Raw genomic sequence first — 16713 nt, 5'->3', positions numbered from 1 at the left:
TATCAAGGATTCCCTCATGTTTATTAGCGCACGACAGCATTTCTACCAGCGTTTCTCCCCCATCGACAACCGCTCCCACGCGGCTACCTTTTCGCTGATAGAGCTTGTCGCTGCTGACATTATGCCGCTGGCCGATGCGCTACCCATAGTGATCCCTAGGCAGCCTGGGAAGTTACCCCTAGCGCTGGTAACGCCCACCGAGACCCACGACCCGTTTGCGGGGCATACGCCGCATCTATGGCAGAATTATCCCTTCTCCCTCGTCACGGAAAGCCTGGGGATAGACAGCGAGGGTAAGCCGATTGTCTATGACGCCGTATGGGTCGAGCCTAATACTTCCCATTGGTCTAATAATTCGGGCTATCGCATGTTTAACAACACAGGGGAACCGACAGAGTATCTATGTGATGTCATGCTGCGCCTTAGAAAGCTGCAGCAAGAAATTGAACGCACCCATGCCCTAGTAGCGCTATTGACCCGTGCTGATGCCCTTGTTGCTCGCCGCATAGAGCATCTAGGCCAACCCCTCGATGTATACCAAGTCAGCATGGAGGGCTTGGCTGAACGCCTGGAAGCACTCGATAGCACCTTAGCGGGTAAAGCTATGATGATGGCCGACAGAATAGCGGTGTCTCAGGAAAATTTATCCTTTACGACACCTAACCGCTATGGTGATGACGATGAGGAGTTTCAGAAACAGTCATCTTGCTTGTAAGTTATTTTGGCCGTATTAGAGAATAAAGCGCCTACGCGCCCAGGGAAGCTCACAACCGCTTAGTGTGACCCCTGGCGTAGACAAGTCACATGCACGCACCGTCTAGTGACTATTACCCCGCTCTCAAGCAGCGCAGCACATCGGGCGCTTAGGAAGGTCACTGCCTCACTTCGCCCCACCAGAGCGCTTTCTTTGCTTTTTTGTAAGCCATCTCTTACACGCTTTTGCGAAATAGCTGACAACATCGTCAGCGATGGCTTACGCACGCTGGCGAGATAACCGGCATAGAAAACCCCGCTGCGGGGTGGAGTTAAGGCATGTTGGGTAAAATGCGGTTTGAAATACAGCTCAAATAATCGGCACGAACGGCACACAGCCGCTTAGTATGGTGGTTAACAACAACACGGTGCTTACCTTAATCATCGACATCAACGCTCAACTCCTCATCACAATAAAAGATACTTCCCCCGTTTTCCGGGGCGAATCCAGGTTCACCCTAGCAACCACCGGAAAGAACCTCTTTACCCTACCATTTTGTAAGCTATTGCTTACCCATTTTGGCGATATGGCTTACAAATTCATAAGAGAAAGCTCACAACGTCGTGCGGTATGGATGATACCTACTGAGAAAATAACGGGCCTACACTCCACCGCGAATGGTTTTCTCAAGCGCGTATCAATTATCCCTTTACTCAAATAGCAGCCAATAAAAACCCCCAGCCAAGGCCAGGGGTTTTGGTGTTACTTTTTTTGGGCAAGTAAGCGGTTTAGCGCTTACTGCATCAGGCGGCCTGTACCTCACCACCCGATGACTTCAAAGGAACAAGGGGGAAGTTGCCCTCCCCCTATGACCTAGTTCAGATGAGCTTAGGCAACGGCAACGTAACCGTCATTGAAGCTTAGGTCTTCAGCGTTCACACCTGCCAGAGTGATTTCTACCACTTCTGGAGTAGAGGCGTTAGAACCGAAAGCTACTTCTTCTACGGAGATAACAGTGTCATCACCTTGCTGAGTGAAGAAGATTTCCAGTGCAGCGTCATTGCCGTTCTCGATGTCTGCACCAAGCTCAAAATCAGTGCCGATGAACAGCAGATCGTCGCCTGCTTCATTAAACAGGTCGACTTCCATTTCATCCCCAGTGAAGACGAACAGATCGCTGGCTTCGGTACCTACGTCATCACCGAGCTCATAGCCAAGCTCTTCGATAGCGTCAACAGAGGCTTCCAGCTCGTCGTTCAGACCTTCTTGGGTATCGGCCAACTGCTTAACAGCCTGATACTCTTCCAGAGCAGAGGCGAAAGCATTTTCATTCTGCATGGCTGCGAGGAAGTCTTCAGCAAGCGGAGCGTCTGTATTGAATACTGTAGTATCGATGTCGTTGTCAGCATCCAACACATCAGCTGCTACAGCAAAGGTACCAGTACCATCAGTACCAGACTCAGTATCAACGACGCGGTTCGCAGCTTCTACAAGCGACTCTTCACGGCCTTCGAGCAGAACATTAGCATCAACGTATGCCTGAGCAGAAGATAGCAGAGCGGCAAAGCCATCCACGCCATCAGCGCCGTCACCCGCAACCAACTGACCATTCGCGCCAACTGCGATGAGAACGTTAGAGCCGTCACCAGCTGCAACTGCACCATCAGTAGTTGCTACAACGTCATCTTCTGCTAAATCGCTGAAGTCACCATCGGCAACCAAGAAGTCAGCATTATCAAGCGTCGGGGCATTGCGAGCAATGACCTTGGCCAGCTCACCCTGCGCATCAAGATCAGCTTCTTCTTCTTCGTCAACCGCTGACACGTAACGGCCTTGGGCGGAAACCAGTGCATTCAAGGCAGTCTGCAGGCCAGAGATATCAGAATCGGCGATTTCGTCACGCGCATCCTGAACCTCTTTAGCCAGATCTGCTTCAATGTCGGAGATCATCTGAGCCAGAGCTTCTGGAGAAGCGGTAGTCAGGTCATAGCTGGTGTACTTGGAGGTGTTAGCACCGTCAAGAGTAGCCAGGGAAGTATCAACTGCTTCACCAACAGCAGTTTCGATCTCTTCTTCAGTAGGCTCATCACCGGCAGCAACAATTTCATCAGCTACTGCTTCAACTTCAGCGGTTTCTTCCAAGAATTCAGACTTAGCTGTTACTGCAGCTTGGTAAGTTTCCAGTGCTTCAGTGAGCGCTGAAGCATCTACACCCGGCTTAGCTTCTTCGATGGCAGCTTTAGCAGCTTCCAGATCGTAGTCTTCAGCAGCGCCAAACTCGGTAGTGTAAGCAGCGGCAGCTTCAACGCGAGCGTTGAAGGTTTGCCGATCGATGCCTTGCGCAGCGTTGGTGATGGTTAGCGCGATTTCAGCCAAGGTTTTTTCACCGCTAGCCAGAACGCCGGTGTAGTAAGCCAGGCCTTCCGGATCAGCGTCACGATCAAACGCTTGCAGGTAAATTTCGTTTACCAGTGTAGCGTTGCCTTGGCCTTCAGCAAGAGCGGCATACTCTTCAGAGTTGCCAAAGGCGTTGATGATAGCGCCTTCGCCTTCTGCTTCTAGACGGTCTGCCCAGTATTCCTGACCTTCGGAATCAGCAGGACGGCCGTAATAGGCGACATAAAGTTCTTGTACACGATTGAGATTTTCTTGTGTTGCCATGGGACTATAGTCTCCTTGCTTTACAGTGGCCGCCACAAACAGTTGTGACGGGCCTTTCATTACCTTGAGCGCTCAAGGTGAAGCTTATGCGTTGCCCTGTTGATTCAGCGGGGTGGATACAATGAGTGGGGGTTCCTTTGCTCATCTTACCTCCTTCGCACTAGGCTACGCGGTTAATGTATAGGGCAGAATCATGACAAGTCAATGATAGTGCCTTATGTTTTACGCAAATTACCTTAGACGACATAGCGTAACATATCTTAGGAGTATGCCACGCTAAGCGGCGTCATGAACCAGTAATATAGCCTTATAAGCGCTGATGCTCTTTCATTTAACCCGCTGCTTAATAAGTTTTCGAACTGTGTTCACAAACGCATGAACGCATCATAGTCGCTAAACCTGAATGTCGCAATTAGCGATGCGATGCACGGCCACCGACCAGTCAAAGCAGTTCGCAGTTCGTTGACGTGCATCAGCTACTTTCGCCTGCCGCGCTTCCGGCTCGCTTGCCAGCAGCGCTTTCAGGGCGGCGGGCCATTCATCTTTTTCCGCCAGCCACACTTGCTGCGGGGTAAAATCCAACCCGCGGTTGCCAAACGGCGTGGTCAATACCGGCACGCCACTGGCAGTGTAGTCGAGCATTTTCAGGTTGCTACCCGAGCCGGAGAACATCGGGTTCAGCGCCACATCGACACTGGCCAGCAGCACCCTCAGCTCCGCGTTACTCACCCGCCCCAACGTGCGCACATTGCTGGGCGGCAGGTAGCGAAAGTCCGGGTGGTCGCACAGGCTACCGGCTAAATAGAACACCACGTCCGGGCAGGCCGGGGCCAGCTGGTGGCAAATGAACTCGGCGGCTTCCAAATTGGGGCCGTGCCAACTGCCCAGAAACAGCGCTACCGGGCGGTGCTGCTGCAGGCGCGCCTGCCACTTGTGGCGGGTGGCCATATCAATAAACGGCAGTGCGCTTAAATCGGCGCAGTTAGGCACCACGCAGCCTTTCTCGGCGGGCAGGCCGTAACGTTCACGGAAGGTGACCAGATCGCCTTCGGCGCAGGCCAGCACCTGCTGGCTCTCTTCACAGGCAAGGCGTTCGGCGTTTTCCACCTCGGCCATGGCCTGCAGCGCCTGCGGGTCTTCTTGCGCTAGTGGCTTGGCCAGAATGGCGCGCTTGAGGTCGGTTTCCACGTTGTGGGCTTCGTACCACCACGTAACGTCCAGGTGTTCACGCAGCGCATGCACCAGATACGGGTGGGCGCATACCCCCTGGGTGGCGGTCTCGGCGTAGTGGCGCAGCAGTTCGATAAAGCGCGGGTTCTCGCGCCAGCCTTGAATGGCGGCAATGTCGTCCACCGGTACGCCCATGGCAGCCTGCAGGCTTTGCTGCTGGCGTGCCTGGCTGCGACTGAGCGGCACCCGGTGCTCAAACAGGCCGGGGGCGATTTCGCGGCACTGCTCCTGGCTTTCCGCGGCATGGCTGGCGGGGGGCGCGAGCACCAGCAGCGTGACGCGGATACCCAGCTCGGAAGCCACATGGCGGTAGAAGTGGAACATGCGGCTCTGACCGCCGCCCATGGGCGGGTACACCGGGTAGGTATTGAGTACCAGCCAGTGGGCGCCTGCCCCGCCGCCCTGGGCATCACCGTCGGGCGTCGCTATATCTGGCTTAGCTACGTCGGGCGTCACGACAGGAAAGCGCTCAAGTGAGGTGGTACTGGGCTGGCCGGGATGGGTGATCAACTCGCGCACGGTGTCGGGCCAGGTGACGTGGGCCACGGCACGGCGGGCGTGCTCGCCCATGGCACGGGTGGCCGGGCGGTCTTCCGCGGCCTGGGTAATGACTTTGGCCAGCGCCTCGGGGGTGGGTGCTACGCACCAGCCGGTCTCGCCGTGGCGTACAAACTCGTTGACGCCACCGGCATCGCTGGTGGTGATCACCGGTTTACCGGCGCTCATCGCCTCCACGGTGATCAGGCCGTAATCTTCGTCATAGGGTAGAAACGGCACCGCCAGGGCGTCTTGATACTGGGCGGCCACATCGCTGTCGCGCACAAAGCCGAGAAAGCGAATGCGTGGGTCGTCGGCGGCCAGAGCCTTCAGCTCGGCCTCCATGGGGCCGGTACCGGCGATGCGCAGTTCCAGTGCTACGTCGGTGAGTAGAAAAGCGCGCACCAGCAGGTCGAGCCGTTTAGGGCCATCCAGGCGGCTGACGGTAAACAGGTAATCCTGCGCCGCCGAGTCGTCGCTTTCCACCTTAACGGGAAAATCCGCCGGGGGCGGCAGGTCTGACGGGTGATGAATCACCTTCACCGCCGCTTCTTGGGGGAAGTAGTCGGCCCGCCTAGTCACGTTAAGGGATATCGCGTGGTAAGCGGTGATCTCGCTAGGCGCGGTGGCAATGCGGTCCAGGTGATGAATCACTGCGCGGCTGATCGGGCCAGGAAACGCAAACAGCCCTTCCCTGGCGGCCTGGGGCAGCCACGGCCCGTGCATCAGCCGCTTGAGGCAGGCGAACAGCTCAGGCAGTTGAGCGCGTTCTGGCGTGGCGGCCAGCAGGCGGCGCAGGCGCGTGAGTTCCGGGTGGTAACGCAGCAGGCGAATCGCCTTCTGGCCTTTTTCGCCGGGCCAGGACTTTGGCGTAAAAGGGTCGGCGGCGGCCAGTTCGGGCCATGGGTAGGTGTCGTAAAGCCCGCGCAAGGTGTGCTGCAAATAGAGATGGTGGTCCGGATGGGCAACCATCCAGGCGGGATACTTGGTGGAAATCACCCGGTCGAAATGGCTCACGTCCAGCTCGCTAAAGCGCTGGTAACTGGCGATCAGCTCGGCAAAGTTGCGCTCCGCGGAGGGCAGTTTGATCAGCTCCATCTGGTGGTCGCTGAGCTGGTTGGTGTGGTGCAATAGGCCCCACCAGAGCTTTTCTGCACCCCCGACGGCGAACGGCACACCGCTAGGGGCGATAAGGGCGATCTTCATGCCCCGCCCCCCTCGCCCAGTAGCGTGCTGACCACTTGTTGCCAGCTAATGCCAGCGCGGTGGTAAGCCGCATACCCGGCACGGCCCATTTCCGCCGTGCGGGCGCGGTTTTCCCAGGCGGCATCGATGGCGGCGGCGATCTCCAGCGGGTCGGGCTCCACCACCCAGCCGGTCTCTTCGTGTTCGACAAACTCCAGCGGGCCGCCGCTGTCGCGGCAGGTAATCACCGGCTTGGCGGAGAGCATGGCTTCCAGGGTAATGTAGCCGTAGTCTTCATCGAAGGGGCCGAAGAACACCGCCAGCGAGTGGGCGTACCAGGCGAGCTTTTCCGCTTCCGTAAAGCGCCCGACCAGTTTGACCGTTTGTTGCAGGCCGTGGCGCTGGATCAACTGCTGATAGCGCTCGCGCTGGCCGCCTTCCCCGGCAATGATGATGCGCGCCGGGCTTTTCAGGTGGCGGGCGGCTTCAATCAGCAGGTCCTGCCGCTTGAGGCTTTCCAGACGGCTGGGGCAGAACACGTAGCCCCACTCCTCTTCACAGCGGAAGTGTTCTGCACCAAACGGCGGGTGATAAAGCGGCGCAGCGTCTAGCCCGTTGTAGTGATTGAGGCGCTCGGCCACGCGCTGGGAATTGGCATAAAGCCGCCGGACATTGCTCAGGTGGCGGTTGTCGAAGGCTTGAACGGCGTCTTTAAGCTCACGCTGTTCCGGCGTGGCTTCGTTCTCTTTCCCTGGCCCGTCTTGCCATAGCTCGTAACAGGCGCGGTGCTGGTGCATCACCCACACGGTGTGCTCGGGGTGGGTAATCCCCCAGGCGGGAAACTGCAGGCTAATGGCGCGGTCGATGGTAACGCCGTTGGGGGCGCTCATGTCCAGGCTGTCGACATACTCCATCAGGTGGCGGATGTCGCTTTCGGGGCTGAAGCGAAACGGCAGCCTCAGCAGCTCGACCTCGTGCCCGTGCTCTCGCAGCGCCTTGGCCACACCTTCAATATGGTAATCCGCGCCACCGCGCATAAACGGTACCAGAGTGGCGTTTAGCAGTATTCTCATTGCGTGCCCTCCTCCGGCGTGTCTTCAGCGGGCGTTGCTTCGGTTGGCGTTGCTTCGACTGTCGCTTCCTCAGATTGCGTCGTTTCAACTTGCGTCGCTTCAACTTGCTCAGTTTCAAGACGGGGGGCAGCCTTGCGGCCGATTACCGCGAAGTCCTGCGGGCCGCACAGGTGGCCGTTGACGCGGGCGGTGAGCGGGTCGTCGCCGGGCACCTTGGCTTCTTCCGGATAAGGGTTGAAGCGGCGCACTTCGACATCGCTGAAGCCGAGGTAGGTGAGCAGGAAGGAGATAGCCGTGGGCGTAATCGGGTTGCGGTGCGTGGGGTCGTGGTAGAACGTATGGCTGCCCACCAGCAGGTTTTCGGGATTGGGGGTTTCCAGAATCAGCACGCCGCCTGGGGCCAGAATGCGGTTGGCTTGGTCGACCAGACTGTAGAGCACACCAAACGGCAGGTGCTCGATCAGGTGGAACGCGCTGACGAGCGCATGGCTGTTTTCCGGCTCGGTACGCATCACGCTGACCGCATCGGCGTGAGTGACATCAAAGCCGCGCTCACGGCAGTGTTCAATCATGGCAATGTTGAAGTCGACACCGTGGGGCTCAAAGCCCTGTTCGGTTAACAGTGCCAGCCATTCGCCACGGCCACAGCCAACATCTAGTGCGCGGGTGCCTGCTTGCCGAGCGGCTTCCCACTGGGGCTGGTAGTTATCCAGGTGGCGGCGGATTTGCGCTTCGCTGCCGCGGCAGGCGTCTTCAAAGGCGAGGTAATAGGCATCGAACAGCTGCTGGTCGAGCTGCTGGCACTGTGCCTCTTCCAGCTCGATCTGCTCGCCTGCGACCGGGTTGACCAACCGTTCAATGGCACGGCGATGGTGCTGCAAGGCACTCCATAGCGCAGGCTGGTGGCGCTCCTGCTCGCTTAGCCGCTCGGCGAATTCGCTGCTTTGGCGGGCGTGCTGCTCCAGGGTGCTGGCGTGCTGTTTTAGCGAGTTGGTGTGCTGCTGGGCCTGTTCAGCTTGCTGACCCAGGCGATGTTCCTGGCGCTGCAGTTCGCCGTCCAGCTCCAGCAGCACATCGCGCATCATGGCGCCACGCTGGCGTTCGTTGTCTTCCAGTTCGAAAATGCGTTCCAGCAGTTTGAAGCGGGGGCGCAGCAGTACGCCGACAATCCGATAACTCAACCGCATTAACGGGCGCAGCACGCGCCCCAGCGGCCCAAGCCGCCCAACGATACGAAACGGCAGCGTGAGCATGCCCCGGCGAGGAATAACAGCGCCGCGCTGAGCCAGCGAAGCTTGGGCTTCATCGGCGCAAAGCAGTTCGGCCAGCACATAAAGCCTGCCGGTGCGCGGCAGCACGCTCAGGTAGTGGCTCATGCCTTCCTGGTCCACTTCGCGGTCCATCAACACGCGGTAAACGCGTTGCAGGAACACTTCGTCGCGGTGGCTGGCGGCCACCAACTCTTCCAGCGCCGGGTGGTTGGGGTCGCTTACTTTGGCAGGGTCGTGGCGTTCGTCCAGCAGCTCGCCCAGGCGATCGCGGTAGGCGAAGGGCGGCGGTTGGGTGCCATGCTGACGTTCGTGCTGGCGGGCCACGGCCTTCAAACGGCCAATCAGGCTGTCAATGTCGTCGAATGTCTTGGTCATGAATGGCGTTCCTATTTATTCGGGCTTCGGCTGCTGCGCTTGCTCACACTGCTGCACTTATTCGGGCTGCTGGGCTTGCTCAGACTGCTGCGCAGCACTGGGCGCCGCGGCGGGCAGGGTTTCCAGGGTGAGCGGTAAGCGACATACGCCGGAAAACAGGTGCTGCTTGAAACCGGCCACTTCAAATTGCAGGTAGCTGTCGTACCACCAGTAACACGCTTCCAAGTGGTGTTCGCGGCTATGCACGCCGATGGTGATGGTGTATTTGCCGGGGGCGATGTCGGCCTGAAGGCCAAGGCGAACCCGATGCTCGCTACCGGCTTCCAGGTGCAGGGTTTGCCCCAGCTGAAAACTGTTAGCGCCGAAAATATCCTGACCGAAGCGGTCGCGCACCATGATGCCCAGGGTAATATCGCCAACGGCCTGATGAGCGCTCAATTGCAAATCAATATCGAGCATTTCACCGCTGGAAATGGTGGTGCTGTGGCTCTCCTGCCCTGCCACGCTGCCGGTGGTCACTTCCACTTCGCCGGTGCCGTAGGCGCTATGCTGGCGGTCCAAGTGGCGGCCCTCTTCCTCTTCGGCCTGGCGGGCCATAATGCGGTTGTAGCGGTTCACGGCGATGTCGGCGTCACCGTCGAACACCACACTGCCGCCTTCCAGCACCAGGGCGCGGTCGCAAAGCATCTTCACGGCGTTAAGGTCGTGGGAGACGAACAGGATCGAGCCGCCGCTCTCTTTAAACTCGCGAATGCGCTTCATGCACTTCTGCTGGAAATAGCCATCGCCCACCGAGAGCGCTTCATCGACCAGAAAGCAGCGCGGCTCGGCGTGAATGGCGATAGAGAACGCCAGCCGCATGGTCATACCAGAGGAGTAGGTGCGCAACGGTTCCTGGATATAGTTGCCCAGCTCGGAAAACTCGATAATTTCCTGGCGGCGTTGGTCGAGTTCTTCATGACTCATGCCCAGCATCAAGCCATTAGCGGTGATGTTTTGCAGGCCGGTGAGCTCCGGGTTGAAACCGGTACCCAGCTCCAGCAGGCCGGTGATGCGCCCGTCGATGTGGATTTGGCCACTGTCGGGCATCAACACGCCGGTTAACAATTTGAGCAGCGTGGATTTCCCTGCTCCGTTGCGCCCTAGTACGCCCAGCACTTCGCCGGGGGCCACCTGGAACGAGATATCTTTTAGCGCGTGGTAGCTGTCGTGGCGTACCCGGCCTGTCACCGCTTCTCTTAGCCGGTCGGCGGGGCGGTGAAACAGCTTGAAGGTTTTGTTGAGCCCTTGGATATCGATCATTGTTGCCTCCTTACAAACAGTCGCGCAGGTCGCGCTCGGTACGGCCCAACAGCCATAACCCTAGCGCCAGGAGCCCAAAGGCGGCGATGGCAAACAGCGAAATAGGCAACAGATCCGGCAATTGCTGGCGCATGATGAGGCTGCGATAGGCATCCACCAACACGAAAGCGGGGTTGAACTGCATGCCCCCCTGCACCCAGACGGGGAGGATTTCCATGACATACACAATCGGCGTTACCCAGAACCAGACCTGCAGCACGACCGTGACCACTTCCTTGATATCCTTGAGATACACCGCCAGTACCGCAAGCGTGATGCCCAGGGCGTAAACAAATAGACACTGCAAGGCGTAAATCACCGGCACAAAAATCCAGTAGGCAGAAAGCGGGAAATCCACCAGCAGCAGGAAGCCGACAAAGAACACCATGCCGATGATGTAAATCACGGTTTCCGTCAGCAGTACTGAAAGCGGCAACGCCAGCAGCGAGACATTCACTTTGGTGACCAGATGGCTCTGGTCTTTAAACAGATTGGTGATCCGCCCCAGGCTGTTGGCGAAGGAAATCCAGGCCAACATGCCGCAAATCAGGTAAATACTGTAGGCGTACTGATCGATCTCGGCGCCGAAGCCTTCAAGCTTAGCGCCCATGATGCTTGAGAACACCAGTACGAAGACCAGGATGTTGATCAACGGCGAGACAAAGGTCCAGGTGGCACCCAACACCGAGCCGGTATGGCGCTCCACCAGGTCTTGTCGGCTAAGGTGCAATATCAACGGCAGGCTATGACGAATAGCACGCAGCTGAGGGTTGGCGCGCAGGCGTTGGTACACGCGGGTTTGCTTATAGCGGGGAACGCCCTGCTCGTTAGCGGGCCCTGCGCCAAATAACTTTTGGTAAATACGCTTAATCATTCATGACTCTTCATTGATGGCTCTTCCCTTCTCGACCGTTTCATCGTGCTCGTTACTTGCTTGCACGTTCACTCGCCGCACGGTTAAAAGAGGCCAGTAGCTGTTCGGCGGAACGTTGCCAGGTAAATTGCTGGGCACGCACTTTCCCGGCGGCAATGTAGGTGTCGTGGGTCTCTTCCATTAGCCGCTGCAGGCCGTGACGGATGGCGTCTTTGTCCAGCGGGTCGACTTCCAGGGCAGCGCCTGCCGCCACTTCAGTGGTGGCGGTGGTGTTGGCGGTGAGTACCGGCGTTCCAGCCGCCATCGCTTCAACGACCGGCATGCCGAAACCTTCATACAGCGAGACATACACAAAGCCTTGCGCCAAGGCGTATAAGCCCGGCAGGTCATCCGTGGGGACATAGCCAAGGCGGCGAATAGTGCCACGAGAAAAGGCCTGCTGCACCTGTTCAGAGTAAACCTGGCTGCCCCAGCCTTGCATGCCCGCTAGCAGCAGTGGCGTTGCTTGCTGCTGTGCAAACGGCAGGCTGGCAAAGGCTTCCAGCACCGTGGCGAGGTTTTTGCGTGGTTCCAGCGTACCGACACTTAATAAATAGCGCGGCGGCAGTTGGTAATGCTGGCGTAGGTCTGCGGTGATGGCATCACTGGGCGGTTGAAAGAACCGCTCGGCGACCGCGGGCGGCACAATATCGATACGCTCAGGTGAAACGCCATGCAGTTCCTGCAGTTCATCGGCGGTGAATTGCGACACGACGTTAATACGGGTAGCACGCTGCAGGCTTTCGGGAAGGTGACGGTCTAGAAACCGTACGCGCTCAGCGGGATGGTGCTCTGGGTAGCGCTTGTGGGAAAGGTCGTGCACCGTGACCACGCTGCGCCCTTGCCAGGGCAACAGCACGTAATTGGGCTCCCAGTAGAGCGCATCTGGATGTTTGATGTTGTACTGCAGCCGCTGGGAACATAACCAACGGTACATTTTGCGTGTCAGGCTGTTGCGTAAATAGCGCCGCGCCAGTTGCCAGGCAAGATGGTCGCGCTCGGTACGTGGCTGGCCAGCGACATTGGTGGTTTGCAGCAGCGGATGCTCAAGCGTCAAGGTTTCCAGCTTGCGGCCCGTTACCCCTTCCAGGCTGAGCGAGTCGTGCTGAAGCAGTTCGCGGGTTAATTCGCGAGTGTAGTGGCCTATCCCCGTTAGCGGAGTCAGCAACGGCTGTAAATTAACAATAATATGCATGAACAATATTCGCGCTATTCAGCGCTTTTTACCTCACCCAGTAGACTATGTAGGCGCTGCCAAAAATGCGCATAGCTGAACTGCTCGGCTTGTTGCCGACAGGCCTGGGCCTGAAAATGGTGCCCTTCAAACACGTCAAGCGCCGCGAGCAGGCTGGCCGGGGTTTGCTGATCAAACAGCACGCCCGTGGCGGCGTCGCCATGACGTATGTCCTTCACTGTTTCCAGCGCACCGCCTTTGCCGTAAGCAATCACGGGGGTACCGCAGGCTTGAGCCTCTAGCGGTAAAATGCCGAAATCTTCGTCAGCGGCAAAAATAAACCCACGGGCTTGGCTTATCAACGCGGTTAACTGCTCATTTGGCTGATAACCGAGCAGCTCTATATGCGCATGACCTTCGGCCAGGGCCAGTAAACGGTCATACTCTGGCCCATCACCGACAATTTTCAACTGCCGATACGGCGTGGCTTTAAACGCTTCAATGACTAAATCCAGCCGTTTGTACGGGACCAGCCTTGATGCCGCCACATAGTAGTCGTCATGCGGGCCTGCATTGAATACAAACTGTTCCGTATCCACTGGTGGATATAGCACACTCGCCTCTCGGCGGTAATATTTGCGAATACGCTGGGCCACATTGTGCGAATTAGCAATAAAGTGGTCGACCTGGGTAGCGCCAAAGTAATCCCATTGACGCAGCCGTTTGAGCGTTTTTCTGACGTAACCCTCCATCAGTGGCAAACGGAAGCGAGCATTTTCCAGGTAGTTTTCTTTCATATCCCAGGCGTAGCGCATCGGGGTATGGCAATAACAGATATGCTGCTGGCCAGGATGGGTAATCACGCCCTTGGCCACCGCGTGGCTTGAGGAGATCACCAAATCGTACCCACGCACATCGAACTGCTCGACGGCGTAAGGCATCATCGGCAAATAGTGGCGGTAATAGCGGCGTGCAAAGGGCATACGCTGCAGGTGACTGGTGATAATGCGATGGGGGGCCAGCCAGTTGGCCTCTGACGCTGGCAAAAAATTCACCAGCGTCATGACATCCGCCTGGGGAAAGGCTTTTAACAAGGCTGCCAGTACTTTCTCGGCCCCACCGTTGACCACCAACCAGTCATGCACAATGACAACTCGCCATGTGCGATATTCGTCGTGCATGGCTGTTAGTTGATTGTTTATGCTCATGTAAAACGCTTAACCCTAACAATGAAACGGCACGTTGTGGCCCACAGCCGTTTTATTGGCAGCGTCCGTAGTCATCATTGTAACGAACGATGTCATCTTCCCCTAAATAGGAGCCCGTTTGCACTTCAATCAGGTGTAGCGGTATGACACCAGGGTTTTCAAGACGGTGCACCGTTCCCAGAGGAATGTAGGTGGATTCGTCTTCGGACAGCAAAAAGCTTTTTAGATTGCTCAAATCGCCATGCCCTTCGCCTTGGGTCACCCGGGCGGTGCCCTTCACAACCACCCAGTGTTCGGCACGGTGATGGTGCATTTGTAGCGAGAGCTTGGCACCGGGATTAACCACAATCTCCTTCACTTGGAAGCTGTCGGTTAGCACCATGGTGTGATAGTGCCCCCAGGGGCGGTAAGCGCGCTTATGGGAGGTGGACTCTTTGCGCCCTGCTGCTTTCAGTGCATTGACGATGAGCTTGGTGTCTTGGGCTTGATGGCGGTCGGCTACCAACACGGCGTCATCGGTTTCAACAATCACTAAATTGTTAACACCCACCGCTGCCACTAGGCGCGACTCACTGTGGATCAGGCTATTGTGAGTATTGTGCAGCATTACATCGCCGTGTATGGCGTTGCCGTTCACTTGGTCTTCAGAGGCTTTCAGTGCGTGTACGGCATCCCAGGCGCCAATGTCGCTCCAACCTGGGTCCATTGGCACAACCGCCGCTTCTTGGGTGTGCTCCATCACCGCATAGTCGATGGATTCGCTACGGCACTGAGCGAAAATTTCCTGGTCAATCCGTAAAAAATCCAGGTCTTCGCTGCGCTGAGCGTAGGCACGTTCGCAAACATCAAGAATATCCGGCGCGTATTGGCGCAGGGCGTTGAGGTAAGCGCTGGCTTTGAACAGAAAAATCCCGCTGTTCCATAGGTAATCACCACTTGCCAGGTAGCTTTCAGCACGTTCCTGATCAGGTTTTTCTACGAACGTATCAACGTTGTAACCAGCGCCCTGGGCGCTACCGCGCTTAATGTAGCCGTAACCGGTATGCGCCATATTGGGCGTAATGCCAAACGTGACTAACTTACCTTGGCTGGCCAGTTCGCTGCCTTTGGCAACGGCTTTGGCAAAGGCGATCTCGTCTTTAATGACGTGGTCAGCAGGCATCACCAGCAGCTCTGCGTCTTCACTTTGTGCAGCGAGTGCCGCCAATGCGAGCGCAGGCGCGGTGTTACGACCGCACGGCTCTAAAATAATCTGGGTATCTTTAAGGCCGATTTGATGCATCTGTTCGGCAACCAGAAAGCGGTGCTCTTCATTGCAGACAATTAGCGGCGTGCCGGTGCCTTCGACATTGTTCAGCCGCTGCGCTGCTTCTTGTAGCAAGCTGCGATCATCTTTGTGCAAGTTCAAAAACTGCTTTGGGTAGTGCTCACGCGATACTGGCCATAGCCGGGAACCAGAACCACCGGATAAAATTACCGGAAAAATCATATTTCCTCCTTGAAGCTTAATTCACTGACGTTACTACACACCCTTTATGACAATGCCTTTATGACTAAGCATACCAAGCACTTATATCTAAGTACTTATTGCCTAAGTACCTGGGTCTAAGTACTTATTGACTAAGTACCTATTGCCATACACTGATAACAAGGCCCTGCAGGACATCGTTGCTCTAAGGCTGGGTGTTAATAAAGCCACGTGTAATGGTCATGGCTAAAATCTTCAGATCGAAACCAAGCGACCATTTTTCTATGTAGTAGAGATCGTATTCGACGCGTTTTTGCATCAGTTTGACATCTTCCGTAATGCCTCTTAGTCCATTAACTTGCGCCCAGCCCGTCATGCCGGGCCTAACCCGGTGACGCTGCATATAGATCTCAATATGATCCTTGTAATGATCGTTGTGGTCCATGGCGTGGGGGCGCGGCCCGACCAGCGACATGCGTCCTTGCAAGACATTATAAAGCTGGGGAAGTTCATCCAAGCTGGTGCGGCGCAGAAAGCTGCCAAGCGGCGTAATGCGGTGATCAGCAGGCGTGGCTTGCTGTGTCGTGGCGCTTTCATGTTTTTTCATCGTGCGAAACTTATAGATTTTAAAGCACTTACCATCTAACCCGTGGCGTTCTTGCTTAAACAGGATTGGGCGACCCATCTTAAAGAAGATAGCAACAGCCACTGCCAGCATGACGGGCAAAAAGGTTACAAACAGCGCCAATCCAAGAATTCGGTCTTCCAACGCTTTGACGACCCGCATAGGGCCATTAAGAGGAGTGTGGTTCAGCTCTAAAGAATACAAACCGGCCACTTGGGCAATGCGGTGGTTAAGCAGGCGGATATCCGGCAGGTCAGGGAAAAAGCGGATAGTCGTGGGGATGCCGGCTAAGAGGCTCATTAACTCACGCACCCGTGCGCCTTCTACCAATGGGTAGCCTAGCCAAATTTCATCAAATTGACGCTGAAACGTATTTTGAATGGCAAACGCCGCCATGCTATTCATAAACGCTGCGTCACCAGTATCCAAGTGCTTGCCGACGATAACGTAGCCGGCCTGAGGCAAATCGTTGACGCGCTGCACAAGCAGGCCGACGTTATCGGGCTGCCCTATGATCAGCACATTTTTCAAATTGCGCCCAGTGGCGCGCACATGCCGTAGATAGGCATAGAGAGCGGCACGCACCAAGCTGCCAGAGAACAGCACTGCTAAGGCGGTAACCCCCATCCACAGGCGTGAAAAACTTTGTGTGGTATGGGTAGCCACTAGCAGCAGGCTGATAACGCCGATGGCCGCCAACCAGCTGAGCACATAAACCCCGAGCATGGTGTATAAACTACGCCCACGCCAGGGTTGATAAAGACCCATTAATTCGCCAACGGCGGGTAGGATTAAACTGCCGATCACAATGAGAAAGAGGTAATCATCACCCTCTGCATTGATATGTGGCATAGCCCAGAGGGTGACGAGCGATACCAGCATCGCGATGCCAGCATCAAAACAGCGCATAGCACGTCTAAGCCAATCGTTTGTCTGTGTCCCTTTCAATACGGCCATG

At 56.5% G+C, this 16713-nt stretch carries 11 protein-coding genes; 1 reads left to right on the top strand and 10 read right to left on the bottom strand.

All coding sequences use genetic code 11. From position 1 onward, the window contains the following. Window positions 1-16 precede the first annotated feature (16 nt). On the top strand, window positions 17-715 hold the full coding sequence (locus ACWI0H_RS06735) for a SapC family protein (protein ID WP_485875659.1): 699 nt from the start codon (window positions 17-19) through the stop codon (window positions 713-715). Window positions 716-1582: 867 nt separating this feature from the next. Here ACWI0H_RS06735 and ACWI0H_RS06730 read toward each other — a convergent pair. The 10 genes from ACWI0H_RS06730 to ACWI0H_RS06685 form a co-directional block, all read right to left on the bottom strand. After that, a complete protein-coding gene (locus tag ACWI0H_RS06730; protein ID WP_485875658.1) occupies window positions 1583-3355 on the bottom strand; it encodes a DUF4214 domain-containing protein in 1773 nt (590 codons plus the stop codon). Between the two features lie 393 nt (window positions 3356-3748). Next, complete coding sequence (locus ACWI0H_RS06725) at window positions 3749-6328, bottom strand: glycosyltransferase family 4 protein (protein WP_485875656.1); 2580 nt, start codon at window positions 6326-6328, stop codon at window positions 3749-3751. After that, window positions 6325-7380, bottom strand: a complete 1056-nt coding sequence (locus tag ACWI0H_RS06720) for a glycosyltransferase family 4 protein (protein WP_485875654.1) — start codon at window positions 7378-7380, stop codon at window positions 6325-6327. Before ACWI0H_RS06720 ends, ACWI0H_RS06725 begins: the two co-directional genes overlap by 4 nt. Further along, window positions 7377-9026: a class I SAM-dependent methyltransferase gene (locus tag ACWI0H_RS06715; protein ID WP_485875652.1), complete on the bottom strand. Its 1650-nt coding sequence runs from the start codon at window positions 9024-9026 to the stop codon at window positions 7377-7379. The genes ACWI0H_RS06720 and ACWI0H_RS06715 overlap by 4 nt, the downstream gene beginning before the upstream one ends. Before the next feature lie 57 nt (window positions 9027-9083). After that, on the bottom strand, window positions 9084-10328 hold the full coding sequence (locus tag ACWI0H_RS06710) for an ABC transporter ATP-binding protein (protein WP_485875651.1): 1245 nt from the start codon (window positions 10326-10328) through the stop codon (window positions 9084-9086). A 10-nt stretch (window positions 10329-10338) separates the two neighbouring features. Continuing rightward, on the bottom strand, window positions 10339-11241 hold the full coding sequence (locus ACWI0H_RS06705; protein ID WP_485875649.1) for an ABC transporter permease: 903 nt from the start codon (window positions 11239-11241) through the stop codon (window positions 10339-10341). 52 nt (window positions 11242-11293) lie between these two features. Continuing rightward, window positions 11294-12475, bottom strand: a complete 1182-nt coding sequence (locus tag ACWI0H_RS06700) for a glycosyltransferase family 4 protein (protein WP_485875647.1) — start codon at window positions 12473-12475, stop codon at window positions 11294-11296. A gap of 14 nt (window positions 12476-12489) precedes the next feature. Further along, on the bottom strand, window positions 12490-13662 hold the full coding sequence (locus tag ACWI0H_RS06695) for a glycosyltransferase (RefSeq protein WP_485875645.1): 1173 nt from the start codon (window positions 13660-13662) through the stop codon (window positions 12490-12492). A gap of 52 nt (window positions 13663-13714) precedes the next feature. After that, window positions 13715-15151 carry a mannose-1-phosphate guanylyltransferase/mannose-6-phosphate isomerase gene (locus tag ACWI0H_RS06690; RefSeq protein ID WP_336269481.1) on the bottom strand — a complete coding sequence of 479 codons (1437 nt, stop codon included), beginning with the start codon at window positions 15149-15151 and terminating at the stop codon, window positions 13715-13717. Window positions 15152-15335: 184 nt separating this feature from the next. Beyond that, window positions 15336-16664, bottom strand: a complete 1329-nt coding sequence (locus tag ACWI0H_RS06685) for an undecaprenyl-phosphate glucose phosphotransferase (RefSeq protein WP_485875643.1) — start codon at window positions 16662-16664, stop codon at window positions 15336-15338. Window positions 16665-16713 lie beyond the last annotated feature (49 nt).

The organism is Halomonas sp. NYA30, from assembly GCF_976980765.1.
This window is presented reverse-complemented; position numbering and strand designations above follow the sequence as displayed.